The 23,149-nt window shown below is 42.1% G+C and carries 29 protein-coding genes, 1 tRNA gene and 1 pseudogene; 15 read left to right on the top strand and 16 right to left on the bottom strand.

Going from position 1 to position 23,149, the window contains the following annotated elements:
- Position 1: 1 nt before the first annotated feature.
- The 6 genes and pseudogenes from DXC23_RS04175 to DXC23_RS04155 form a co-directional block, all read left to right on the top strand.
- Positions 2–382, top strand: coding sequence for an ABC transporter ATP-binding protein (locus DXC23_RS04175; RefSeq protein WP_117704900.1), 381 nt, complete (start codon positions 2–4; stop codon positions 380–382).
- On the top strand, positions 369–533 hold the full coding sequence (locus tag DXC23_RS12395) for a hypothetical protein (protein WP_158552431.1): 165 nt from the start codon (positions 369–371) through the stop codon (positions 531–533). The genes DXC23_RS04175 and DXC23_RS12395 overlap by 14 nt, the downstream gene beginning before the upstream one ends.
- A 56-nt stretch (positions 534–589) precedes the next feature.
- Positions 590–1,372 carry a ZIP family metal transporter gene (locus tag DXC23_RS04170; protein WP_117704899.1) on the top strand — a complete coding sequence of 261 codons (783 nt, stop codon included), beginning with the start codon at positions 590–592 and terminating at the stop codon, positions 1,370–1,372.
- A gap of 92 nt (positions 1,373–1,464) precedes the next feature.
- Positions 1,465–1,719 (top strand): DUF1490 domain-containing protein, encoded by a 255-nt coding sequence (locus tag DXC23_RS04165; protein WP_117704898.1) that lies wholly within the window; start codon positions 1,465–1,467, stop codon positions 1,717–1,719.
- A complete protein-coding gene (locus DXC23_RS04160) occupies positions 1,719–3,839 on the top strand; it encodes a heavy metal translocating P-type ATPase (RefSeq protein WP_117704897.1) in 2,121 nt (706 codons plus the stop codon). Before DXC23_RS04165 ends, DXC23_RS04160 begins: the two co-directional genes overlap by 1 nt.
- A 162-nt stretch (positions 3,840–4,001) precedes the next feature.
- Positions 4,002–4,484 (top strand): annotated as a pseudogene (locus DXC23_RS04155) (hypothetical protein); the annotation flags it as partial.
- Between the two features lie 350 nt (positions 4,485–4,834).
- Here the strand turns inward: DXC23_RS04155 and DXC23_RS04145 are convergent.
- From DXC23_RS04145 to DXC23_RS12390, 10 genes are all read right to left on the bottom strand, one after another.
- Positions 4,835–5,491: a V-type ATP synthase subunit D gene (locus DXC23_RS04145; protein ID WP_117704895.1), complete on the bottom strand. Its 657-nt coding sequence runs from the start codon at positions 5,489–5,491 to the stop codon at positions 4,835–4,837.
- A 20-nt stretch (positions 5,492–5,511) separates the two neighbouring features.
- A complete protein-coding gene (locus DXC23_RS04140; RefSeq protein ID WP_117704894.1) occupies positions 5,512–6,885 on the bottom strand; it encodes a V-type ATP synthase subunit B in 1,374 nt (457 codons plus the stop codon).
- Entirely contained in the window at positions 6,885–8,651 is a 1,767-nt protein-coding gene (locus tag DXC23_RS04135) for a V-type ATP synthase subunit A (protein ID WP_117704893.1), read from the bottom strand. Before DXC23_RS04135 ends, DXC23_RS04140 begins: the two co-directional genes overlap by 1 nt.
- 10 nt (positions 8,652–8,661) lie before the next feature.
- On the bottom strand, positions 8,662–8,985 hold the full coding sequence (locus DXC23_RS04130; protein WP_117704892.1) for a V-type ATP synthase subunit F: 324 nt from the start codon (positions 8,983–8,985) through the stop codon (positions 8,662–8,664).
- The gene (locus tag DXC23_RS04125) at positions 8,978–9,949 is read right to left on the bottom strand and encodes a V-type ATPase subunit (RefSeq protein ID WP_117704891.1); all 972 of its coding nucleotides are present in this window, start codon (positions 9,947–9,949) and stop codon (positions 8,978–8,980) included. The genes DXC23_RS04130 and DXC23_RS04125 overlap by 8 nt, the downstream gene beginning before the upstream one ends.
- An 11-nt stretch (positions 9,950–9,960) precedes the next feature.
- A complete protein-coding gene (locus DXC23_RS04120; protein ID WP_158552430.1) occupies positions 9,961–10,542 on the bottom strand; it encodes a V-type ATP synthase subunit E in 582 nt (193 codons plus the stop codon).
- A 38-nt stretch (positions 10,543–10,580) separates the two neighbouring features.
- Positions 10,581–11,054 carry a V-type ATP synthase subunit K gene (locus tag DXC23_RS04115; protein ID WP_117704889.1) on the bottom strand — a complete coding sequence of 158 codons (474 nt, stop codon included), beginning with the start codon at positions 11,052–11,054 and terminating at the stop codon, positions 10,581–10,583.
- Positions 11,051–13,039 (bottom strand): V-type ATP synthase subunit I, encoded by a 1,989-nt coding sequence (locus DXC23_RS04110; protein ID WP_117704888.1) that lies wholly within the window; start codon positions 13,037–13,039, stop codon positions 11,051–11,053. The genes DXC23_RS04115 and DXC23_RS04110 overlap by 4 nt, the downstream gene beginning before the upstream one ends.
- Positions 13,040–13,062: 23 nt before the next feature.
- A complete protein-coding gene (locus tag DXC23_RS04105) occupies positions 13,063–13,374 on the bottom strand; it encodes a hypothetical protein (RefSeq protein ID WP_117704887.1) in 312 nt (103 codons plus the stop codon).
- 367 nt (positions 13,375–13,741) lie between these two features.
- Positions 13,742–13,891 (bottom strand): hypothetical protein, encoded by a 150-nt coding sequence (locus DXC23_RS12390; RefSeq protein WP_158552429.1) that lies wholly within the window; start codon positions 13,889–13,891, stop codon positions 13,742–13,744.
- Positions 13,892–14,175: 284 nt separating this feature from the next.
- On the opposite strand from DXC23_RS12390, the gene DXC23_RS04100 reads away from it, so the two are divergent.
- The 7 genes from DXC23_RS04100 (at position 14,176) to DXC23_RS04070 (ending at position 18,050) form a co-directional block, all read left to right on the top strand.
- Positions 14,176–15,012, top strand: coding sequence for a DUF4373 domain-containing protein (locus tag DXC23_RS04100; protein ID WP_158552428.1), 837 nt, complete (start codon positions 14,176–14,178; stop codon positions 15,010–15,012).
- A complete protein-coding gene (locus DXC23_RS04095) occupies positions 14,927–15,781 on the top strand; it encodes a DnaA/Hda family protein (protein WP_158552427.1) in 855 nt (284 codons plus the stop codon). Before DXC23_RS04100 ends, DXC23_RS04095 begins: the two co-directional genes overlap by 86 nt.
- 19 nt (positions 15,782–15,800) lie before the next feature.
- Positions 15,801–16,178: a RusA family crossover junction endodeoxyribonuclease gene (locus tag DXC23_RS04090; RefSeq protein WP_242997397.1), complete on the top strand. Its 378-nt coding sequence runs from the start codon at positions 15,801–15,803 to the stop codon at positions 16,176–16,178.
- A complete protein-coding gene (locus tag DXC23_RS04085; RefSeq protein WP_158552426.1) occupies positions 16,105–16,965 on the top strand; it encodes a hypothetical protein in 861 nt (286 codons plus the stop codon). The genes DXC23_RS04090 and DXC23_RS04085 overlap by 74 nt, the downstream gene beginning before the upstream one ends.
- A gap of 216 nt (positions 16,966–17,181) precedes the next feature.
- Positions 17,182–17,505, top strand: coding sequence for a YjcQ family protein (locus DXC23_RS04075; RefSeq protein WP_117704883.1), 324 nt, complete (start codon positions 17,182–17,184; stop codon positions 17,503–17,505).
- Positions 17,506–17,574: 69 nt separating this feature from the next.
- Positions 17,575–17,739, top strand: coding sequence for a hypothetical protein (locus DXC23_RS12385; protein ID WP_158552425.1), 165 nt, complete (start codon positions 17,575–17,577; stop codon positions 17,737–17,739).
- A 113-nt stretch (positions 17,740–17,852) separates the two neighbouring features.
- The gene (locus DXC23_RS04070; protein ID WP_199523039.1) at positions 17,853–18,050 is read left to right on the top strand and encodes a hypothetical protein; all 198 of its coding nucleotides are present in this window, start codon (positions 17,853–17,855) and stop codon (positions 18,048–18,050) included.
- A gap of 138 nt (positions 18,051–18,188) precedes the next feature.
- On the opposite strand, the gene DXC23_RS04065 is transcribed toward DXC23_RS04070, so the two are convergent.
- The 5 genes from DXC23_RS04065 to DXC23_RS04045 form a co-directional block, all read right to left on the bottom strand.
- On the bottom strand, positions 18,189–19,421 hold the full coding sequence (locus DXC23_RS04065) for a hypothetical protein (protein WP_117704882.1): 1,233 nt from the start codon (positions 19,419–19,421) through the stop codon (positions 18,189–18,191).
- A 54-nt stretch (positions 19,422–19,475) separates the two neighbouring features.
- Positions 19,476–19,790: a KilA-N domain-containing protein gene (locus tag DXC23_RS04060; RefSeq protein WP_117704881.1), complete on the bottom strand. Its 315-nt coding sequence runs from the start codon at positions 19,788–19,790 to the stop codon at positions 19,476–19,478.
- Entirely contained in the window at positions 19,791–20,015 is a 225-nt protein-coding gene (locus DXC23_RS04055; protein WP_117704880.1) for a hypothetical protein, read from the bottom strand.
- On the bottom strand, positions 20,008–20,433 hold the full coding sequence (locus DXC23_RS04050) for a recombinase family protein (RefSeq protein ID WP_117704879.1): 426 nt from the start codon (positions 20,431–20,433) through the stop codon (positions 20,008–20,010). The genes DXC23_RS04055 and DXC23_RS04050 overlap by 8 nt, the downstream gene beginning before the upstream one ends.
- Positions 20,434–20,672: 239 nt before the next feature.
- Positions 20,673–20,764, bottom strand: a tRNA-Ser gene (locus DXC23_RS04045).
- 132 nt (positions 20,765–20,896) lie between these two features.
- On the opposite strand from DXC23_RS04045, the gene DXC23_RS04040 reads away from it, so the two are divergent.
- Together DXC23_RS04040 and DXC23_RS04035 are read left to right on the top strand one after the other, a co-directional pair.
- On the top strand, positions 20,897–21,340 hold the full coding sequence (locus DXC23_RS04040; protein WP_117704878.1) for a cell wall hydrolase: 444 nt from the start codon (positions 20,897–20,899) through the stop codon (positions 21,338–21,340).
- 12 nt (positions 21,341–21,352) lie between these two features.
- A complete protein-coding gene (locus DXC23_RS04035) occupies positions 21,353–22,045 on the top strand; it encodes a hypothetical protein (protein ID WP_117704877.1) in 693 nt (230 codons plus the stop codon).
- A gap of 603 nt (positions 22,046–22,648) precedes the next feature.
- Here DXC23_RS04035 and DXC23_RS04030 read toward each other — a convergent pair.
- Positions 22,649–23,143 (bottom strand): hypothetical protein, encoded by a 495-nt coding sequence (locus tag DXC23_RS04030; RefSeq protein ID WP_117704876.1) that lies wholly within the window; start codon positions 23,141–23,143, stop codon positions 22,649–22,651.
- Positions 23,144–23,149: the final 6 nt, after the last annotated feature.

Here is a 23,149-nt window from a genome sequence, read left to right as displayed (position 1 = left end):
AATGGAAAAAGAAAAATCCCCGGCAGCTTGGATTATGCAGTGGGCAGGCAAGCAAAAAATTCTCTATGCGCTCAGCATTGTGCTTGCGGTTTTTAATGTACTGTTCAAGCTGATACCGTTTTTTATCATCGGCGATGTTATCAACAGGCTGATAAACGGTGAAAAAGACCTAAAAACCTATCTTATTGAAATTGCAATGATTGCAGGCTCGTTTGTTATAGCTGAGATTTTTCATTCAGTTTCAACGGCATTTTCGCACAAGGCTACTTTCAGCGTGCTCGGCTTTTGCTCAACCCTTGGAATGTTTATCGGCTATGAAGAAAACTTTAAAAATGCGGTCGAAAAAACCAAAGCCCTAAACAATCATTATGATTGCGCATAGGCTAAAAACCGTTCGCAACGCAGACCAAATCGCAGTTGTGGAAAACGGCAAAATTGCTCAGCTCGGCACACACACTCAGCTTATGCAGGAGGGCGGCATTTACAGGAGCTTTGTTAATGCCCGTCAGCAGGCGGCAGGCCGGAAAATTTAGCAATAAAAGATATTCGCTTATCTTTTAGCATAAAATTAGGTGAAAGGCGGTGAAAAATGCTTTTACAAGAAACAGCAATACTCTTAATTCCGTTTTTGGGCACTTCCTTGGGTTCTGCAATGGTTTTCTTTACCAAAAATAAAATCAACGAGAAATTCCAAAAATTCTTGCTCGGATTTGCCTCAGGCGTTATGATAGCGGCGTCTGTATGGTCGCTGATAATTCCGTCAATAGAAATGGCGGAAAAGCAAAATACAGTTGCGTGGCTGCCGTCTGCAATCGGCTTTTTGCTCGGCATAGTTTTCCTGCTTTTGCTCGACAGCGTAATTCCGCATTTGCATTTAAACAGCGACAAACCCGAGGGCGTAAAAACAAGGCTTTCCAAAAACACCATGCTTGTGCTTGCGGTTACCCTGCACAACATTCCGGAGGGTATGGCGGTGGGCGTAACGCTTGCAGGAGCACTTACCGAGAATACAGGCATATCCGTTGCGGGCGCAATCTCGCTTGCCATAGGAATTGCAATTCAAAATTTCCCTGAGGGCGCAATAATATCTTTGCCGCTCAAGGACGGCGGCTGTTCCAAAATAAAATCGTTTTATTACGGTGTGATTTCGGGTGTTGTTGAACCGATAGGTGCGATAATTACACTGATTTTTGCAGGAATTGTAACGCAAATATTGCCGTATCTTTTGTCATTTGCGGCAGGAGCAATGATTTATGTTGTTACAGAGGAGCTTATTCCCGAATCGCAAAGCGGAAACCACTCAAATGTCGGCACAATAGGTGTTGCCGTTGGGTTTGTAATTATGATGATTTTAGATGTCAGTTTGGGATAGTCTACAAAAGACAGATGATTTTTCGTCTGTATTATTGACAAATTTCGACAAATGAGTATAATATAATTATCAAAATCTTAGGAGGAACAGTTATGAAGAATTTTTTAAAAAATGAAAAATTATGGTGTGTTGTTGCAGGTGCGGCAGCAGTTATCGTTGGTAAAAAAGTATTTACTTCACCAAAGACCCGCAGCGCAGCAGTAACAGGTCTTGCCAAGGGTATGAAGCTCCAGAAGGACGCAAAAGCTAAGTTCCAGAGTATGAAGGATGAGGCAGCCGACCTTTGCTACGACGCAAAGACCGAGGCAGGCATTGCAGAAGAAACTGAAGCAGAAGTTGAAGAATAATGAAATATTCTATTGTGTATGATAAGCCGCAGCGAATCAGATTTCGTTGCGGCGCATATGCTTTTGATAAGGCGTATGAGGGTTATATTTATAATTTATTAATTGAAAAAAGCTATGTAAAAAAGGTTGAGGTAAATGCCGAAAACGGCGGTATCCTTGTTATGTACAGCAGCGGTTATCGTCAGAATGTAATCAATGTGGTTGCCTCAATAGAGCGCAGTTCGCTTGTGCCTGTAAAGGCAAAGAAAACTGTCAGCGTTAAGGATATTGACAATAATTTTAAAACAAATCTGATTTCGTGCATTGCAAAAAGATTTTTGCAAAATTTAATTTTGCCTGCACCAATCAGAACTGTAATTACAATTTACAGAAGTATCCGATACATAAAGAAAGGCTTAAAGGCTTTGTGGAACTGCAAGCTCAATGTAGATGTGCTTGACGGTGCGTCTATTGCAACCTGCCTGCTGCAAAGAAACTTTAAGACCGCAGGCACTATTATGTTCTTGCTTTCGGTATCGGGTATGCTTGAGGATTATACCCACGCTCGCACAAAGGCTGTGCTTACCGACAGCCTTGCAATTAAAACCGACAAGGTGTGGCTTGTAACCGCCGATAATTCGGATGTGCTTATTCCTATTTCCGAGCTTTCGGAGGGCGACAATATCAGAGTGCAGACAGGCAATGTTATCCCTGTTGACGGTGTTGTTGTGTCGGGTGAGGCAACCGTAAACGAGGCGTCTATGACAGGCGAGCCTCTGCCTGTTGCCAAGCGAGAGGGAATAACCGTATTTGCCGGCACTGTGATTGAGGACGGCAACATTGTTGTTAATGTAAAGGCGCTTTCGTCAAACACAAAAATCAGCAGGATTATTGAGCTTATTGATAATTCCGAAAACCTGAAGGCAGGAGTGCAGAGCAGAGCCGAAACCTTGGCAGACCGCATTGTGCCGTTCAGCTTTTTGGGATTTTTGGCAACATTAATTCTCACAAGGAATATTACCAAGGCGGTATCCTTGCTTATGGTAGACTATTCGTGTGCAATTAAGCTGTCTACTCCGATAGCCGTAATCTCGGCGATAAAAGAGGCTGCCGACCACGATATTACAGTAAAGGGCGGCAAGTATCTTGAGGCTTACGCTCACGCTGACACCATTGTTTTTGACAAAACAGGTACGCTCACAAACGCAGAGCCAAAACTCGAAAAGGTAATTTCTTTCAGCGATTATTCGGAGGACGAAATTCTCACAATAGCCGCTTGCCTTGAGGAGCATTTTCCGCATAGCGTGGCAAATGCCGTTGTAAATGCCGCAAGCGAAAGAGGACTTTCTCACATAGAAGAGCATACAGATGTTGAATATATTGTAGCTCACGGAATAGCCACTTCACTCCATGGCAAAAAGACAGTAATCGGCAGCAAGCACTTTGTGGTTGAGGACGAGCAGATTACCGTAACCGAGGAACAGCAGAATATTATTGATGAAAAGTCGGGCGCTTGCTCGGTGCTTTATCTTGCCATAGGCGGCGAGCTTGTGGGTGCGTTGTGCATTAGCGACCCACCACGGGCAGAGGCGGCAAAAGCCATTGAAATGCTCAGAAATCAGGGCATAGAAAGGGTTATTATGCTTACGGGCGACAGCCAGAAAGCCGCACAAATGACCGCAGAAATGCTCGGCATTACAGAATACAGATGTCAGGTTTTGCCTGAGGACAAGCATAAGTATGTTGAGGAGCTTAAAAAGAGCGGCAAGGGCGTAATTATGGTTGGTGACGGTATCAACGATACCCCTGCACTTGCGGCGGCGAATGTATCGGTTGCTATGCGAGATGCCTCGGATATTGCAAGGGAAACCGCAGACATTACAATCAAGGGTACAGACCTTACAGAGCTTGCAAGAATCAGAACCATAAGTACAGCCTTAATGGACAGAATTAACCGAAATTACAGATTTATCGTCGGCTTTAATTCGGCATTAATGGCATCGGGCTTTTTGGGCATTATCTCTCCGTCAATGTCGGCATTGCTCCACAATTCTTCCACAATGCTTATTTGTGCCAAGAGTATGACTCCCCTCACAGAGAAAAAGCATAAGAGAAGAAAGACAAAGGAAAACAATTTATAATCTGATTTGATTTTTAAAATTACGGACTTGTTTTTAGCTGATAAACAGGTTCGTAATTTTTTGTATGCAAAACATAGTAAAATATCGTTAAGCAACGGCAATATTATGCGCAAGTTGTCTGTTGTAAATAAAAACATACAAAATAATGTCGGCAAAACATAGCTGTCGTTTTACGCATTGTGCTTGAGCACAGACCTTTGCGGAGTAAGGTGTGAAAATCCATTTTTCCTTTCGTCCTCGGTAGTCGGCAGTAATTACGAAATGGTAGCCAAGGCTTTTGACGAGGGCTGGGCAGGAGTAGCGTTTAAAACAATCGGTGTGTTTACTCCAAACGAGGTTTCTTCCCGATTTTCAGAGCTTGACAAGGAAGACACGGCTTTTGTCGGTTTTAAAAATATTGAACAGATATCAACCTATTCTCTTGAAGAAAATCTTGATTTTTTCAAAAAGCTAAAGGAAAATTATCCCACCAAGGTAATTATTGCCTCTATTATGGGCAGTAACGAAGACGAGTGGACAAAACTTGCCTCTCTTTGCGAAAAGGCAGGCGCAGACGGACTTGCGGCTATCAACACCATAAAAAGCATTATGAATGTTGATTTAAAGGGATTTTCAGCCTCGCCTAATGTAAGCGGTAAATCCTCGGCAAATGTGCCGACTACATTCTCAGAGATGAATCAAATGTATTCAGCGTGTTTGTTGATGCCTGCAATGATGACTGCGTGGCAAAAATACGCTCACGAATTTATGTTTCGGACGAAAGAGCAAAGGATATGAAAAAGCGTACCGAATTTGCACTATGCAGGTAAACAGATTTTTGCTGACATAACATAAAAGCCAAACATTGCAGAAAGTTTTGTAATGCCTGGCTTTTATTTTGTTATTACACAATGTTAAGTGTAAAATATTTTATAAAACTATGCTTTGCGCATTAATTCATCAAAAACCTAACCGCACCTATGCAATTACATAAGTGCGGTTTATTGTTGTAAATTCTAATGTTCTGAATAGTGGTGCGCCTTATCGAGCAGCATATCCTTTACTTTCATAAGCCTTGTTCGGCTGCTGCGGTCGTTTTCCTCAAGCTTCATTGAAATGTACTTTATCGTTTCCTGATACCTCGGTATCATAACATGCTCAAGCGAGTTTACTCGGCGGCGTGTTTTTTCAATCTCTGCCGACATCAGCTCGCAGTTTTTTTCAATCTCTGCCAAACGAATAAGGTCGGGCAATAGGTCGTTCAGGCTCATTACCGCATCGTCAAGCTCAAACGAAGTAAAAGCAAAGCCATAGGGGAAAATATCTCCCTCGCTGCTCGTTCGTGTGCTTGTGGTAAACTGCGGAATATCCACGCTCATTACATTTTTTGATGAAATTTCAAGGTTTATTCTCTGCTTTGGCGACATCAATGCGGCGTCAAGCGCCTCTTTAGACATAACCGCACTTGCGTTCACAAAGTGGTTGCCGCACTCAGCAAGCTCGTTTTCTATCTTTTCTCTGAGTGCCTTGTTCTCCTTTACAAGGTCAAGAAAACGGCGCATCAGCTCGTCACGCTTGTCTTTTAACATTTTATGACCACGAGTAGCCGTTGCAAGCTGCTTTTTCAGCTTGCTAAGCTGCATTCTGGTGGGATTAACATTTAAAACTGCCATCTGTAAACACCTTCAATGCGTCATTCTTTTCCGTAAAATTCATCGAGCATATCGTCCTTTATTCGCTTTAGCTCGCTCCTCGGCAGAATATGCAAAAGTTTCCAGCCAATATCAAGCGTTTCTTCAATCGAGCGGTTGGTGTCATAGCCTTGCGACACATACTCTCTCTCAAATGCCTCGGCAAATTCGGCATACTTTTTATCCATATCCGTAAGCGCCGCCTCGCCGAGAATAACCATAAGCTCTCTTGCGTCTTTTCCTCGTGCATATGCGGCAAAAAGCTGGTTCATGGTTGCCGCATGGTCTTTACGGGTTCTGTCAGGGCCAATGCCCTTGTCCTTTAGTCTTGAAAGCGACGGAAGAACATCAATAGGCGGAGTAATTCCCTTTCTGTAAAGCTCACGAGAAAGAATAATCTGTCCCTCTGTAATGTATCCCGTAAGGTCGGGGATAGGGTGAGTTTTGTCATCCTCCGGCATTGTAAGAATAGGAATAAGTGTGATTGAACCCTCCTTGCCCTTTAATCTGCCTGCTCTCTCGTACAGGGTGGCAAGGTCTGTATACATATATCCGGGGTAGCCTCGTCTGCCCGGCACTTCTTTGCGTGCCGCCGAAACCTCTCTGAGTGCGTCGGCATAGTTTGTAATGTCGGTCATTATTACAAGTACATGCATACCCCTGTCAAATGCCAGATATTCTGCGGCGGTAAGCGCCATTTTCGGAGTTGCTATACGCTCAATGGCAGGGTCGTTTGCAAGGTTTACAAACATTACCGTTCTGTCTATCGCTCCCGTTTCTTTAAAGGACTGCACAAAGTAGTCGGATTCCTCAAAGGTAATGCCCATTGCGGCAAACACTACGGCGAACTGCTCGTCTTTGCCTCTTACGGCAGCTTGTCTTGCAATCTGAGCGGCAAGCTGAGCGTGGGGCAGACCCGATGCCGAGAAAATCGGCAGCTTTTGTCCTCGTACAAGGGTGTTAAGTCCGTCAATGGCAGAAATTCCCGTTTGAATGAACTCCTGCGGATAGTTTCTTGCGGCAGGGTTCATAGGTGTGCCGTTTATGTCGAGCCTTTTTTCGGGAATGAGCGCAGGGCCGCCGTCTATCGGATTTCCAAGTCCGTCAAAAACTCTTGAAAGCATATCGGGAGAAACGGGCAGCTCCATAGACCTGCCTAAAAATCTCACCTTTGAATTGGCAAGGTTAATGCCTGCGGCGGATTCAAAAAGCTGAACGAGTGCGTTTGTGCCGTCCACCTCAAGCACCTTACAGCGGCGGGTTTCTCCGTTTGGCAGTTCAATTTCGCCAAGCTCATCATATGTTACGCCCTCAACATCGCTTACCATCATAAGTGGGCCTGCAACCTCTCGTATTGTGCGGTATTCCTTTGGCATCAGTCCTCACTCCTTTCAAGAACTTCCTTAATTTCGGCTTCAAGCTGAGCCTTAATAAATTCAAATTCGTCATGAACCTTGTCCTCAGGCTCATATTTATATCTGCCTATGCGCTCACGAACGGGCAGATTAACAAGCATTTCAATGTCGCCGCCGTTTGCAAGCGCCTCTCTTGCCTTGTCATAGTAGGTGAGAATTGCCCTCATCATAAGCACCTGCTTGTTAAGCGAGGTGTAGGTGTCGGTCGGGTCAAAGGCATTTTGGTGCAGGTAGTCCTCTCTGATAGACCTTGAGGTTTCGAGTTTAAGTCGGTCGGGAGCAGAGAGTGCGTCCATACCAACAAGGTTTACGATTTCCTGAAGCTCGCTCTCCTCCTGCAAAAGCGACATTATTCTGCCACGCAGCTCCATAAAGTCGGGAGCGGCATTTTTAGCGAACCAGTCGGCAAGCTGATCCGTATAAAGCGAATAGCTTGTAAGCCAGTTTATAGCGGGGAAGTGTCTTTTGTACGCAAGGTTTGCGTCAAGTCCCCAGAACACCTTAACAATTCTAAGCGTTGCCTGCGATACAGGCTCTGAAATATCACCACCAGGAGGCGACACCGCACCTATAACCGAAAGTGCCCCCTCTGTGTCATCACTGCCGTTTACAATAACTCTGCCTGCCCTTTCGTAAAACTGAGCAAGTCGGCTGCCAAGATAAGCAGGGTAACCCTCCTCACCCGGCATTTCTTCAAGTCTGCCCGACATTTCTCTGAGTGCCTCTGCCCAGCGAGAGGTTGAGTCCGCCATAAGCGCAACCGTGTATCCCATATCACGAAAATACTCCGCAATGGTTATGCCTGTATAAATGGATGCCTCACGAGCCGCAACCGGCATATCCGAGGTGTTTGCAATCAGCACAGTCCTCTCCATAAGCGAGTTGCCTGTGCGTGGGTCTTTCAGTTCGGGAAATTCGTTCAGTACATCCGTCATTTCGTTGCCACGCTCGCCGCAGCCGATATATACGATAATATCTGCCGCCGCCCATTTTGCAAGCTGGTGCTGAACCACCGTTTTGCCTGAGCCGAAAGGCCCCGGTACAGCCGCCACACCGCCCTTTGCAAGTGGGAAGAGTGTATCTATCGGTCTTTGTCCCGTTGTAAGGAGAATATCGGGCGAGAGCTTTCTCTTGTACGGTCTGCCCACGCGAACAGGCCATTTTTGGCACATTGTCACATCAGTAGCGCCCTTGTCTGTTTTAAGAACGGCAACCGTTTCGTCTATCGTAAAGTCGCCCTCGCTTATGCTTTCCACCACACCGCTTACCTTGTTTGGCACAAGTATTTTGTGCAGTACAGCGTGAGTTTCCTGTACTGTACCGAGTGTGTCGCCTGCCACAACCTTGTCGCCCTTTTTCACAAGCGGAGTAAAGTGCCATTTCTTTTTATGGTCGAGTGACGCAACCTCTACACCTCGTTTGAGGTTAGTGCCTGCAATCTTCATAATTTCGTTTAGCGGTCGCTGAATACCGTCGTAAATCGAGCCGATAAGTCCCGGCCCCAATTCAACCGAAAGCGGAGCGCCTGTGGACTCCACTGCCTCGCCCGGGCCAAGTCCCGAAGTTTCCTCGTACACCTGAATTGACGCTTTGTCGCCATGCATTTCTATTATTTCGCCGATAAGTCGCTGACTGCTTACACGCACAACATCAAACATATCGGCGTCACGCATACCCTCGGCAATTACCAAAGGGCCTGCCACCTTAGTTATAATTCCTGATTTCAAAATTTACACCTCAATCATTGAAGATAATGTCCGAACCGACTGCCTTTTCTACAAAAGACGACAGCCTCTTTGTGCCTATGCCCGTATTGCCCCTCACACCGGGGATAGGGATAACGGCAGGCAGCATTTTTTCTTCATATCTTTTGCGCTCTTTTTCAACAAGTTCAAACATTTCTTCGGTAATGAAAATTACCGCATAGTTGTCACCGTCAGCAATCTTTCTGAAAAGCTGCGGAGCGTTTTCGCTGTCATCGCAAGAATAAATATCCATACCGATTGCCGCAAAGCCCTTAATGCTTTCGCTGTCGCCCATAACGGCAATGTTTTTAGCCATAAACCTCACGCAGCCTTTCTTTTATAGTTTGATAGTCGGTTTTGGTGCGTATACCGCTTGCTATGATGTGAATTACCTTTTTTTCGGTTTCATTCGCAATCAGATATCCCGTTATGGGGTCTGCGCCGTCACCGCTTACTTTGCATTTTTCTTTTGTAAGGCTCATAAGCGTGTTGTCTGCAAATCGTTCAAAGGCTGACGGCGAGTGCTTGTATTCCTCTGCCGCCTTGCTGCAGCCGTATGCAGAAATTTTACTCAGAACATCGAGCAGCGGCTCCACTCCCTTTACGCTTGCGTCTATAACCTTTGTGCGAGGGAAATCCTGCACCCCGCATATTGCATTTTCAAAAAAATCTCTGTCGCAGTCCGCCTTAGCTCCTCTTATGGCTATTTTTACATTGTTGTAGAAAACGGTTGTTTTAAAATATTGAGCCATAAATTCGCTGCCCGATTTTTCCGCCGTCCTGATGATAAGCTCCATAAATGCCTTATCAAGAATTGCGTCACTGAGCCTTGCATCCCCCGTATGTGCGAGTACCTCATAGGCTTTGTCGGCAGGGGCGCTTAAATCCTCGCCGAGGAGCGAAAATTTCCTGTTCTCAACTGCGGTTGTGAGTGTGTCAGCCGAAAAAACACTCGGCTCTGTAATGAGATGCGCATACTCCCTGCCCGAAAGCGTACCCTTTAAAACCGCCTTAATGTTGTGAACATCGTTAAGATACAAAAACGGAGTGAATACCGCAAAGTCGGGTGCGGTTCGCCTTATATAGTCCCACACGCTCTGGCTGTGCGACTTTAAAATTTCCTCAATGTCGCTGCCGTCACCGTATCCCTTGTCGCTCAGGTATCGGCAAAGCCCGCCCTCGCTTTCGCAGGCAAGCATATGCTCAATGTCGCCGTTTGTAAACAGATTTTTTTCTTTTGTACGGACGGAGCCGATGGAAAATTCATAAGATAATGCCATCCTTACCCTCCTTATGCCTTAAACAGCTCTTGATTTATAAAATCCTCGATAATATCCCGTTTTTCAGACAAAATCGCCGAGAAATCCATATTCTCTTCAATGTCGCCGCATTTGAGAATAAAGCCGCTTTCAATGTCGCAGGGAGTGGGGCAAAGCTCTGCCTTTACGCCGCAGTCTGCAAGCCTTGCGATAAAATTCTTGGGAAGTCGGTTTAAATCCCTTTTGCCGAGCATTACAACTCCGCTTTTGCCGCTGAGCTTTTTGGCAAATGTGTAAATCTGTTCAAAGTATTCCTCATCTGAAAGATTGTTAATTTTATTTAAAATTTCATTGTATGTTTTGTCAATCTCCTCACGCCGCCTTTTCAGAAAGGCATTGCGTGTTTCAAGTTCGCAGCGGCTTTTGGACGCCGCCCTCATTTGCTTGACCTTTAGTTGTGCTTTGTCGGCAATTTCAGCAGAAATCTTATCGGAATCGAGCTTTGCCTGCGCCGCTGTCTGTGCGCATTTTTTATCTGTTTCGGCATTAATTTCGCTAATCCTTGCGTCACAGTCAAGTTTTATGCGATTTAAAATTTTGTCACCGCTGTTCAAAGTGATTCCACCTTTCTATCGTAATAATCATATCGCTGTTAAATATTAAGGCTTGGAACAGTAATAACAACGAGGAGTGAAACTATAAACGAAAGAAGAGCGTAAATCTCAACGAGGGTTACGGAAACCATAGCCTTTGAAAAGTTGGAGTCATCTTTTGCGCTGAGTGCAATACCCGATACGGCAGCCCTGCCCTGAGCAAAGCCTGAAATCATACCGCCGATGCCGATAGCAAGAGATGCGGCAAAGTAGGCAAGTCCCTGACCGAGGGTTGGCATATCGCCGCCGAGAACACCGCCGCTTACAAGAATAAGAAAGCCTACGATAAAGCCGTAAAGTCCCTGAGTACCCGGGAGAAGTGTGAGCACGAGCATTTTACCGAACTTTGACGAGTCCTCGGAGAGAACTCCCATTGCGGCTTGTGCGGCAGAGCCTACACCCTTTGCCGAGCCTACTCCTGCAAGTGCTGTTGCTGTTGATGCGCCTAAAAGTGCGAAAAATATTCCATTCATTTTGATTTATCCTCCTTGATTTTTATATATTTGCTGTTGAGCTTAAACGGCTTAAATTCCTTGCCGCCGCCCTCGTAAAATTTTCCGAACATTTCAACATACTGAAGTCGCATTGTGTGAACATACGAACCGAGTGCGTTTAGTCCGATATTTATTGCGTGTCCTATCACGAACACAATAATCAGTAAAATAATGCCAAACCAGCTTTTGCCAAACATAGTTGACAGCATATTGAACACCTGCGCCATAACGCCCGTTGTAAGTCCGAGCGCAAGAAGTCTTGAGTAGCTTAACAGGTCGCTGATGTAACCCGTAATGTCATACAAGGAAGCAAGTCCGCCTATAACCTTGCCAAATCCCTTTTTGTGCCTGCCCTGAGTAAGCACAAGTCCCACAGCACAAGCAATGGCAATGCCTGCGCCAATGTAAATGAGGGTTTGACCCACTGCCATACCCACAGCGAGAACGGCAAAGCCTGCGAGCATAAGCATCCACAAGCCTGTATCAAAGAATGCGCCGCCGTAATCCTTGTGTTTAAGGCAGACATAGAATTTACAGCCCATACCCACGAGAATGTGAACAAGTCCGAACGCTATGGAGATTATCATAAGCATAAGTGCGTCCTTTTGCGGGTCAATGGTGGGCCATGGGAAAATCTCTTTCATTGTAATATTTCCGCCGGTAAAGTAGTTGTAGAGAGTGGCGGGAGCGTCACCAAAGAAACTTGCAAAAATAAGTCCCCATATAAAGGTGGAAACTCCGCAATACTGAAAGAGTTTAAGGCTGTTTTTCATTTGGGTGTCGGGTTTAAAAATTTTAATTGCAAGTGCCGTGCCTATCACCATGAGAAGTCCGTAGCCTGCGTCCGAGAACATCATTCCAAAGAAAAAGTAAAAGAAAAACGCAAGCAGTGGGGTAGGGTCAATGTCATAGTGTGACGGCGGAGAGTACATATTGACAATGCTTTGCGCAGGAGCGGCAAAGCGGTTGTTTTTCAGCTTTACAGGTGCTTTTTCCTCGTCAGCCTCGCCAAATTCTATATAGCAGGAGGAAACCCTTTCGCAAAGCCTTTCCAATTTCTGACAGTCCTCCTCAGGAATATATCCCGTAATGACAAATACATTTCGTGAGTGCCAAAGCTCGCCGATAACGGCATACTTGTCGGCTCGTATTCTGAAGTAATCCTGCGTGTCTTTAATTTTCTTGCGCCTGTCTGCAAAAGAAATTATCTCTTTCTTTGCGTTTTCACTGCTTTCGCTCAGCTTTTGTTTTTGCTCCGTCAGCCGTTTTGTTTCGGCAAGCGGTGTAAGATTTCCGCTTGTAATCGGCTTGGCAAACCCAATGTCACGAAGTGTGCTTTCCGCAAGCTCCCTTTGTGCAACGGGGGCAAACAGCACAAGGCAGGTAAGACCCTCGCCTGCAAATTCAATTTCAATGTCGAAGTCAAGCTTTGGAGCAATCCCGGCAAGCGCCTTTGAAAGCGATACCTCGTTGTATTCCTTTTGAATTGTGCCGATAAATACGGCGGTCGTCTTTGTGTCCTGCGTATTTATGGGTATGTCAAGATTTTTCCAAGGCTCAAGCTGAGCAAGGGCGGTTTTTATTCGTATTCGCTCAGCCTCGTTGTCGGCAATTTTCTTGTTAAGCTCGCAGATTCTGTTGCATACATCAATCACTTCTCCTGCGTGAGAGGCTATAACTCCGATTTCGTCCGGGTCAATCTCTCGTCTGCCGCTGAAAGCCGAAAGAATACTTTTCTTTTCGGGAGAATATCTGTCGAGAATTTTCAAAGCGTTTTCGCTCAGATTAACATTCCTCTCAAAAATCTGAATTTGTGAGGTCATATCAATTTTGCCGTACCCTTTTTTACAGGTTTCGGTTTTTTCAATCTGCATCAGTTCCGAATCCTGCAAATGTTCGAGAAGTCGCTTTCTGTCCTGCCGCAGCGCAATAATCTGAACCGACTTCATTTTAAGTTTTGCCAATGTTTATCACCACGCTTTTTTAGCTATAAAGCAAGTATTTTAATAGCCTCGTCTATTACACGACTGCGGTTTTTGTCTGCGGTTTGCGAGAGTATTTCGCAATCAAAATCAGCCTTTTCGCAGGCTGATTTAAGCTCCTGTCTGTTCTCGCTCATAGTTTTTTCAAAAAGAACCCCGGCGCTTTTCTGAGCATTTTCCTTTGCCAGAAGTACCGCCTGTGCCGCCTCGGCTTTTGCCTGCTCTATTCTTTGCGCAGACTTAGCCTTTGCATTGGTTTCACGCTGTTTACATTCCTCCTCGGCTTGATATACAGCCTCCAGCATATCCTTTGCCATTCATATCCTCCTTTGCTAAATGTATATAAAATATTTTTAATAAAATCCGCTGTTTTGTTATCTATTCTTAGACTATAACATATTTTTTTAAAAAAATCAATCAACTTACACAAAAATTTGCATATGTTTTCAAAATTTCTGCAAAATATTTATGCTCTCGCAAATTAAGCATTATGCTGTTATTATGATTTATTTATTTAAAATTATAATAAAAAAGGTGTTGCCGAAAAAGCAACACCCGCTTGTCATAGTATGTCTTTTATGCAGTTTTCAATAAATTCTATGCTCTCGTCATTTGAAAGCACCATATCCGTATCGCATAAATGCGAGGCAAAATCATAAAACGGTTTTGCAAAGCCACATTCGTTCAGTTTGAAAATTGACGGCTTGCGTATTTCAGGTCATAAGAAATCATAAGCGTATAGTTGTCGCTTACCAGGGTAAGTGGGAACATAGAGTTTTCCATTACCTTGTCATAGTAGTAATAAGCATGATAATCGGTATCGCTTAAAAACACAGGGTAAACCTTGCTGATAATGTCAATGTTTTCGTAATAGTTTTCAAAATTATCATTGTGCGGTTTTATGCCGATTATCTGCGTTACGGTAAGATTTGGGCGAAAAAGTTGCTCTTGAAATATGCAAACAAATGTTCTATAATAGATATAGGGGGATTTTTAATTATAAATCCAAATCATAAATAAAAACGAATGAACGAATTAAACGAGCGAATAATTAAGCAAATAAAAATTAAAACAAATAAAATTAAACTAAAAAACTAAATTGAATAGGATTGATGTCTATGGCAAGACCGGCTAAAAAAGGCTTGGACTATTACCCGTCAGACACAAACAGGAGAAACGATTTTAAAATAATGGATCTGTTAAATCAATACGGGCCGTTGGGATACACGATATACGACTTCTGTTTGCAGTATGTTTACGAAAACGGGTATTTTCTTGATGTGCCTTTACAACAGGTGTGTTTGACTTTGTGCAGGGACATTGGTGCTAAATGGATTAAAAACAAAAACCTTGTGGGACAAGTTATAGATTATTGTGCGGATATAGGCTTATTTGACAAAGACCTCCTGCGGCAAAATGTTATGACCTCTGTCGGAATTCAGCGACGCTACGATTCAGTGACTGTTAGGAACAAGGTGGATAAATCAAAATTTTGGCTGCTCGGAAAAGAAAATTGCGAGGCGGCTTTAATAAATGCACCCAAAAACGGTGTTTCTGCAACAGAAACTAAGGTTATTGCAACAGAAACCGAAGTTTCTGCAACAAATATGCCACAAATAAAAGTAAATAAAATAAAAGAAAAAGAAAAGAAAACCGATGTTTTTATTTCTTTATTGTTGAAAGATGAAAGTGATTATCAAGTGACATTTTCTCAGTTGAATAATTTAAAAAATATTTACACATTGATTGATGTTGAAAACGAACTCGTAAAGATGTCTAAGTATTTTGAACTGCACCCCGACAGCAGAAAATCGCTTGATGATATAAAAAACTATATAGACCGTTGGTTATTAAAGAGGAGTGATGAGGTTGACGGCATACGAAAGAATAATTCAAAAGTACCTGCCAAAAGACGGAGCACAGGAGCGTTTAACACAGGCGAGGTTGTACTCTGAGCTTACGGCAGAGGAAAAGGCACAGCGAGAGGCGGATATTTTTAATGCGCAAACAGGCAGGCTGACAGGCTATGACTGCGATAAATGCAAAAACAAGGGTACGATATACAGCACAGTAAAAAGGGATTTTTGCGGTACAGAAACCTTTGAGGTGGTTAGCCGACCCTGCGAGTGCTTAAAGGTGAGAGTAGAGCTTAAGAGAATTAAGAAAAGCGGACTTGCAAGGCTGATTGAAAGGTACAATTTCGGAACATATATTGTCAAGAGCGAATGGCAGGCTTACATAAAGAAATGCGCCGAGGATTTCGCAACAAATCCCGTAGATTGGTTTTACATCGGCGGTCAGTCGGGCTGCGGAAAAACGCATATCTGCACAGCAATAGTCGGTTCGCTGTTAAAGCAGGGCAGGACGGCAAGGTATATGCTTTGGGGCGACGACATAACGGCAATCAAGCAGGCGGTGACAAACGCCGAGCAGTACGAAAAACTTATGAGCAATGTAAAAAATGCCGATGTGCTGTATATTGACGATTTTTTCAAGACACGCAGTGGCGAGGGAATAAGCAATGCCGATGTGAATACAACCTTTAAAATCATAAACCACCGCTACAACGAGCAGCTGCCAACAGTGATAAGCTCCGAGCTTTCCATAAACGAAATTGCGGCGATTGACGAGGCATTAGGCAGCCGCATAGCCGAAATGACAAGAACGCATAAGATTTACATTTCAAAGGATAAAAGCAAAAATCAGAGGTTTTACTATGGATAAAGCAGTAACATAATTTTTTATGAAAATGGAAAAAGTGCCGACTGTAACGGTTCAGAAACGCAGAGTGAGGGTCGTTAGGGGCAAGCCGGTATTTTACAATTCACCGAGAATAAAATCGGCTAAGGCTTTACTTGTGGCTCATCTAAAACAGCACAGACCGTCAAAGCCGTATGATAGCGGTGTAAGGCTGAGGGTAAGTCGGCTTTTTCCAAAAGGCAGACACAAAGACGGTGAGTATCGTATTACAAAGCCTGGCACAGATAACCTACAAAAAATACTCAAAGGCTGTATGACGCTCTGCGGATTTTGGACAGATGACGCACTTGTGGCAAGCGAGATATGCGAAAAGTTTTGGGCAGATGTGCCGGGCACAGCGGCAGAAAATAAAACTGCTTGAGGAGGGCGGGGCTGACGAGCAAGCAATAATTAACGCTCGTGCAAGATATGTAAAAACTTCCGATGAATATGTGAACTTCTCAAAAAGCGTCGGACTTTCTCAACAATGGGACAGGGTAACGGTTGGCGGCAAAAACGCCTTAGGCTCAAAGCTCCCGAAAAAGGCAGAGAGTGTTAATAAAATCACCGCTAAAAATGTTGCAAAATTCTCTAAATATAGTATAATAAAAAAAGTAGAATTGCCGACGGAAACCAATACAATTAAATCTATGTCCCCTGAAACAAAAGAATTAATATCTAAATCTATTGATTCGGTAACTGCAGAGTATGATGTTCATATAGATGAAATTGTATCAAAGCCCCTTGGAGAATCTGATAAAAACGTACCGTTCCAATTTCAGCCTATTCGTGGTAGTGACGGTAGCTTAATAAAACACTTAGTCATTAACACTAATTATGATTTTATGGGCTCACAAGAGAATTTCCAAAAGAGAATTTTAAAAAATTATGACAAAGGAGTATTGGCTTCAAATAGCGTAGAGGGTTTGATTTCACACGAGCTCGCTCATATTATGACATTTCAAGATGTTAGTACATATACAGGTTATTTGTTGAGAAACAAAGAGGTTGCAGAACGATATATTTTTGGTGTTTCCAAGTATGCAAATGCGTCTTTGGATGGCTCTGAATGTATTGCTGAAGCTTTTGCTAAAAAAAGATGTGGCGGAGCCTTAAACGCAGATGAACAAAATCTTGTAAATGAATTTATTGAAAGGTGGAAAAAATAGTGTCTGTAATAATTGCTGATTGTCCATGTTGCAAAAATTGCATTGAACAGACAGATAAAAATGCCCCGTTGATTTGCAAAGCATTTCCAGATGGAATCCCTAAGGAATATATATGGGGACCTGTCGATGTGAAAAAACTTCGAGAATGCAATAATGGTTATAAATACGAGGAAGATTTACCTTAGAGTTAATACATAAAAACAGTGAGGATTTATAATGAACGATAATTTTAAGTGCATTTATAAGATACTGCGAACTTTGGAAAAAGCAATGGATTGTCCGGAGTTTGATTTAGCACAAATCGACCACAATACGCTTGAAATAAGCAAAGAGCGTTGGGCAAGGTATCTTGAAATGATGGCAGATATTGGCTATATAAAAGGAATTAGAGTGTATGAAGATGTTACCGGTGGAACAGTAGTTGATAATCAGGGTATTCGCATTACACTCAAAGGACTTGAATATCTTTCGGAAAATACAATAATGCAAAGAATGTATAAAACCGCAAAGGGAATAAAAGAAATTACACCAGGTTTATAAGTTTATTATTAGCACTTAGCACAAGCTGAGTGCTTTTTTAATACCCTAAATCCGAAATGAGGTGATAAAATGAAAGTAAAGGTAGTAGTATCGTTCAACGATAAGATGAACGGCTCTATAAACAGACCAGTAAACGAGGTTTTTGAATGTACCAAGGAACGAGCGGAAAGCCTTATGGGCAGAGGCTTTGCGGTTGCTGTACAGGATACCAAAAATAAAAATATTGCTGATTAAGCACTTGTGTTGTGACTGCACAGGTGCTTTTATTTTACCCTGCCGCAGGTTTATACGGCTGAATTTCTACCGCAGGCAAAGCGGAATACAAGCTATGCAGAAAGGATTTTATTATGAAGAATATACACACACTTCTCTCTGAAATCGGTATTACCGTACCCGAAGAGAAAAAAGCGGATTTTGACAAGGCGGTGCTTGCAAATTACAAGACTGTTGCAGAGGTTGAAAAAATCACAACCGCAAGAGATAATTACAAATCACAGCTTGAAACGGCACAGACGGCACTCAAAAAGCATCGGCTGAGTGATTGAAAAACATAGCAAATAAGCCGTTTTTCGCATTTTACCAAAAAAAATAAGCACCCGATTGCTCGAGTGCTTTTGTGAAGACAAGACAATAGAGATGTTTTTGCGTTTTCGCTGTCTTGATTTGAACTCATGTAAGCTTTTTCATTCTATGCTTTTAGCTTTAAAAGCTTCTACTATTGGTCTCATATTCATTTTCCCTATATTTAATGAGGAAGCATGATTAAATATCTGGTTAAATATATATTTCCTGTCCTGAATTTTAGTTTGCTCAAAATAGCACTCCCTCTCACTCGATGTGATAGTAACTTCCATAAAAGTCAGCACATCATCATTACTAAGAGCCAAACGCTCTTTGGAAGTCATTTGCAGATATTCTTCTTTCAAAGGGAGCATTGTATATGTCATCATGAAATATACTGCAACGATATCCTCTTTGGCAATACGTGTTGCAACCTCATTAACTTTTCTATATATTGTTGTTTTAAGTCCACCATTGAAGGAGTCAAGTTCAAACGTACTATCGCTAAAAACTATCATAAAAGTTGGCATAAGATTCGTTGTCCCAATTACGACATTCATTAATACAAACTTGTTGAAATAATCGTCTCCCATCTTCGAATACAGTGGATGGCGATTAAAATTGCTTAGCGGAATACGCACACGATCTCTTTTATCACCAGAATGCATTATCATTGCATATCTTTCTGCTCGCTCGAATTTATTCTTTTGAGGATAATATACATAATCGTTAATTAAATACATGTCTCTTGGGATTTGTGAAAACTTTAATTTGGAAATTTTTTCTATAATCATGTCAGATAGTTTACTATGTTCTCCTACCTCTTTATACATAGCTTTCAAAAAACATGACATGCTATGTATTCCATCAATTATTTTTTCATATACATCTTCTTTACTAGTTTTATCATAGAAAGAAAACTCGGAAGAGAAAAAAATTTCATTTGGATTAACACTGACAAAAAAACTTTTCAAGTCATCCAAGAGGTCGGATAATTTCACATCATTTTCAACGGAAAAGGTCTTACTTAACACATGCATTCCAGCAAACGGGAAGAAAACTAGAATATCAATTTGCTTTACAAGCTGAAACGGGTGCTCTTTCGTCGTTTCATTTCTTTTATCAATCATCCACCTACAAGATGAAAGGTATTCTTCTCTGTTCTTTTCATAAATAGTTTTATAATCTGTGTGTGCAATAGATTTTTGCAATACAAATGTGACATTCCTATACTCAGAGAAAAAACTATCGAGGGCAGATATATTATCAAAAAAATTGGCTTCCTTGTTAAATCGCTCCAGGGAATTTAGCGCACTATAGTATTTTTGCAATGCCGGAAATAGATAGTCAGACATTATTATCAACTCCTTAATAAAATCCTGTAAATCCCAAATACGGTACATCAGCTTTTACTCAGCATTATCTGAATCAAAAATCTCCATTTCGGAACTTGTGAAAAACTTCACTACTTCAAATCTGAACTCTGCATCATTCCACATCTCAAAATCGCAAGCAATAAACGGATGTGCCATTGTCCCGCCGCTTTTACCTTGCTTGGATATTATGCCAATAGCATTTGTCAGGTCAATCCATTTCTTTGGCGTCAAGGTGAACTGCGGAGTTTTGGCATCGACTGTTATTCTTCGAAAAGCATCTTCATTAAAATTCGAATTATGTTTTCTTTCCCATGTTGCCAGAAACTCAACCGTGTTGCGGCTTCTCAGTCAGCTTTGTATTAGGTAACTCGGATTGGCTGCATCATATTTTCGTGCTATTTCCGTTAATGAAACATAATCATCGGACGGATGCAGATACTTTGCTACAGTTTCTTCTAAATACGCATTCATTTTTGGCTCATACAGTGGTGCTTCGTCATTTGAAATCAGTTCAAAGATGCCGTCTAAATAACGGTTCCAATCATCAGCCTTGATGGGAAACTTCTTATTCACACGCTCTAAAAATTTCTCCCGTGTCACTGCGTATGCCCATTCCAGTTCTTCTTTCGTTGCTCTCGGCATATGTTTTCTTCACGCTCGCTTTGTTAGGATTCCGACAATTTCCTTCTTTTAAAAAATACACTTCGCAGTATTCTTCAAAATCAATAATACCTCTTGTGTATTTCCCATTATTAAGAAGTTTGTTGAGAACATCTCTGCTCCATTTTACCTTTCCGGACGGAGAGAAAATGGAGCGGCTTAATAGGTATTTTTGGATATCCTCTAAACTATTTTCTTCTCTGTACATTCTGAAAATAGTTTTTACAACTTCAGCCTGTTCGGGCACGATTTCAACAAATCCATATTTGTCTCTCTTAAAGCCATAACAGATTCTTCCGAAAAGTCGGGATTCGATTAATGATAATTTCATAGATTTTGTTTCCTTTCTAATTATAATATGTTTGAAGTAAGGTTTCAATATAAAACACAAATATTAGTGGGATTGCAAAAAAGCAAAACCTACATATTAGTGAGTTAGTTCAGTTGATCTTTGATTTAAACATAAAAATGGAGCGATTTTCTATTAAAATCGCTCCAAAACACATAATATTTGATTATTCGTGGGATAAAAAAGAGACAAACAAGCTTTTTAGACTTGTTTGTCTCTTTTGGCGGAGATGGAGAGATTTGAACTCTCGCGTCGGAGTTACCGACCTACTGGTGTTCGAAGCCAGACCCTTCAGCCACTTGGGTACATCTCCAAATAAATATTACATTTAATTATTATAACGGCTTAACTGAAAATTGTCAAGAGCTGTAACTAAATTATTACGCTGTCATAAAATGAAATGAATAAGCAATACTGAGTTAATATATGCAAGGCGGGTGATTTTATGGCTTTTGACACAAGAGAATTGTTTGCTCGGTTGTTAAAATGCGAGAGCGGCGGCGAGGGAGTAGAGGGAATGAGGGCGGTTGCGTCCGTTATCATCAACAGGTCAACAGTGCCTAACGGTGAGTTTGCCCGAATAAGCAACGGCGGAAATGTGCGGGCAATTATTGAACAGCCAAATCAGTTTACCTGCTTAAAAACAACTGTCGGCGGACAATACAATCCGCAAAATGTGTATAACATTGTCCCCGAAGATATACACTACGAAATTGCAGATTGGGCGCTTGCCGGCAACACCGACAGCTCGGTCGGCAATTCGTTATTCTTTTTCAATCCCTATTCCTCAACCTGCCCAAACTTTTTTCCGACAAATATCGGCGTGATTTACAATCGTGTCGGAAATCATTGCTTTTACTCTCCGACTCAGGCTTACAACAACACATAGGAGTGGTTCGTTTTGGTAAATTACATCAACAATAAAAAGGCGCTGCAGCTCAACCCAAATACTCTGTATAATCTCGACACCAATCCCTCAGCCTGCAATAATTATAATTGTATAAACAACCAGATTCCAAATACCATACAGCAATACGGATACGAAATTCCGTCGGTTCTCGACCTTGCAACCTTGGTAAGCCCCACAAGCCCGAATTATTATAGTTTCAGTCCTACTCAGCAGGCGCAGAATATGAGAAATTCCGCTCAAAATCAGCCGACACAAACCGGTCCCGCACAAAGTCAGTACAACGAGGCGGCACAGGATTTGGCTGTTCGTGAAGTTCAGAACATAGACGCAACCCAGCCGTACAATCCCGAAACATTGCCGACCCCCGCAATGATAAACGAACAGAATATGCAAAATATGCAAAACAATCAGACTGCAATGTCATCGGCGAGCCTGCTTACCGATATTAAAAATCCGTACGAGGTCACAGCCGAAAGCGTGCAGTATCTCAACGGCTTTATTCGCACCCAAATCGGCAGGAGAGTATCCATTGATTTTCTTGTCGGCTCAAACACAATCGTTACCAAGTCGGGATATTTGCTCGGAGTTGCCGCCAACTATATCCTCATAAACGAGCTTGATACCAACGACCTCACAACCTGCGATTTCTATAATATAAAATTTATCAGATTTTATTTTGATTAAAATAAGATGCTTTTTCAAAAGTTGGGGTGAATATGGTTTAGCCGACTTTCGGTCGGACAACAAAGTTAAGAGAAAGAAAAATTTTCTGCCCGAGGTTAAAAGTCTGGTCAACCTTTTCAAAGGTTGTGGGTGACGCCCGCAAATAGTTTTCTTTTATACAATGTCTGACAGCCAAATGGCTTGCCGTTTGCGGCTTGAATACAATGGCGAGAGCCTTTTAATTGCGTAAGTAGGAATAAGTCAGAAAGATTATTTTATAAGTTTGTTTCCTGTAAACTACTTATACATTATAATAAAATGCCTGCCATTCCGCTTTTCTTTTGCGTTAAAAGAAAAGCTCCAAAAGAAAGCACGCTTAAGGGGAAAGAGATTTCGAGTCCCTTTCCCCTTAAGTATTCCTTTTCCTCAGACGACCAAGGTCAGTGACCTTGAAACCTCTGACTTATATTTTTCTGATAAAATTTGTACTTGGCAAAATAAGTTATTTAATTATTTCCTTTTTAAACTTACACTTGCCTTTTGTTGGCTCTGCTCAAAACAGCACCTTTTAAAAAGGGTTGAACTAAATTTTGATTTTATAAAATTTACCATAGAACCTACTTTTTATTGCACTATGTAGTCCTTGAAAATCTTTTCAAAGCGTTTAAAGAAAACATTTTTGCTGCTTTTTATCATAAAGCCGAATAGCAGTGAAACAGCAATTATATCGAATACGGGCAAAAACCATATAAACGGCAGTTCTGTATAGATTTCGGGATAGCTCAGGAAAAGGACAAGGCAGGTTGAAACCGTAACCAATACAAGAAAACCGATCCAAAATATTATATCTTTTTTGTTTGTGTAAGATTTAACGCATACATCAAGCTGAGTTCCACGCTCTTCGGCTCTAATTTCATTTATCGGATTAAAAGGCTTGTATTTGTCGGCAGGGCGAGGACAGAGTTTTGCGGATTTACCGTTTACAGAGCCGTAAAGTGTTGTATCGCTTGCGGTGTTTCTGTTCAGGCTTGAAAGCGGCATATCTTTTAGGGCGTGATTGCCGAGAATATTAAAAAATTCTGCCTGCGATATGTTCATTTTATAATTGTGTTCTTTCATTTCAGT

This window comes from Eubacterium sp. OM08-24, from assembly GCF_003438075.1.
GTDB lineage: Bacteria > Bacillota > Clostridia > Oscillospirales > Acutalibacteraceae > Ruminococcoides.
The sequence above is the reverse complement of the archived record's forward strand: the minus strand, read 5'-3'. Positions and strand labels throughout refer to the sequence as shown.

Excerpts from the sequence above, each read along its gene's own strand:
- DXC23_RS04175 (WP_117704900.1), top strand. The coding sequence starts at position 2 with ATGGAAAAAGAAAAATCCCCGGCAGCTTGGATTATGCAGTGGGCAGGC.
- DXC23_RS12395 (WP_158552431.1), top strand. The coding sequence starts at position 369 with ATGATTGCGCATAGGCTAAAAACCGTTCGCAACGCAGACCAAATCGCA.
- DXC23_RS04170 (WP_117704899.1), top strand. The coding sequence starts at position 590 with ATGCTTTTACAAGAAACAGCAATACTCTTAATTCCGTTTTTGGGCACT.
- DXC23_RS04165 (WP_117704898.1), top strand. The coding sequence starts at position 1,465 with ATGAAGAATTTTTTAAAAAATGAAAAATTATGGTGTGTTGTTGCAGGT.
- DXC23_RS04160 (WP_117704897.1), top strand. The coding sequence starts at position 1,719 with ATGAAATATTCTATTGTGTATGATAAGCCGCAGCGAATCAGATTTCGT.
- DXC23_RS04145 (WP_117704895.1), bottom strand. The coding sequence starts at position 5,491 with ATGGCAGTTTTAAATGTTAATCCCACCAGAATGCAGCTTAGCAAGCTG.
- DXC23_RS04140 (WP_117704894.1), bottom strand. The coding sequence starts at position 6,885 with ATGCCAAAGGAATACCGCACAATACGAGAGGTTGCAGGCCCACTTATG.
- DXC23_RS04130 (WP_117704892.1), bottom strand. The coding sequence starts at position 8,985 with ATGGCTAAAAACATTGCCGTTATGGGCGACAGCGAAAGCATTAAGGGC.
- DXC23_RS04125 (WP_117704891.1), bottom strand. The coding sequence starts at position 9,949 with ATGGCATTATCTTATGAATTTTCCATCGGCTCCGTCCGTACAAAAGAA.
- DXC23_RS04115 (WP_117704889.1), bottom strand. The coding sequence starts at position 11,054 with ATGAATGGAATATTTTTCGCACTTTTAGGCGCATCAACAGCAACAGCA.
- DXC23_RS04105 (WP_117704887.1), bottom strand. The coding sequence starts at position 13,374 with ATGGCAAAGGATATGCTGGAGGCTGTATATCAAGCCGAGGAGGAATGT.
- DXC23_RS04100 (WP_158552428.1), top strand. The coding sequence starts at position 14,176 with ATGGCAAGACCGGCTAAAAAAGGCTTGGACTATTACCCGTCAGACACA.
- DXC23_RS04090 (WP_242997397.1), top strand. The coding sequence starts at position 15,801 with ATGAAAATGGAAAAAGTGCCGACTGTAACGGTTCAGAAACGCAGAGTG.
- DXC23_RS04075 (WP_117704883.1), top strand. The coding sequence starts at position 17,182 with ATGAACGATAATTTTAAGTGCATTTATAAGATACTGCGAACTTTGGAA.
- DXC23_RS12385 (WP_158552425.1), top strand. The coding sequence starts at position 17,575 with ATGAAAGTAAAGGTAGTAGTATCGTTCAACGATAAGATGAACGGCTCT.
- DXC23_RS04070 (WP_199523039.1), top strand. The coding sequence starts at position 17,853 with ATGAAGAATATACACACACTTCTCTCTGAAATCGGTATTACCGTACCC.
- DXC23_RS04065 (WP_117704882.1), bottom strand. The coding sequence starts at position 19,421 with ATGTCTGACTATCTATTTCCGGCATTGCAAAAATACTATAGTGCGCTA.
- DXC23_RS04050 (WP_117704879.1), bottom strand. The coding sequence starts at position 20,433 with ATGAAATTATCATTAATCGAATCCCGACTTTTCGGAAGAATCTGTTAT.
- DXC23_RS04040 (WP_117704878.1), top strand. The coding sequence starts at position 20,897 with ATGGCTTTTGACACAAGAGAATTGTTTGCTCGGTTGTTAAAATGCGAG.
- DXC23_RS04030 (WP_117704876.1), bottom strand. The coding sequence starts at position 23,143 with ATGAAAGAACACAATTATAAAATGAACATATCGCAGGCAGAATTTTTT.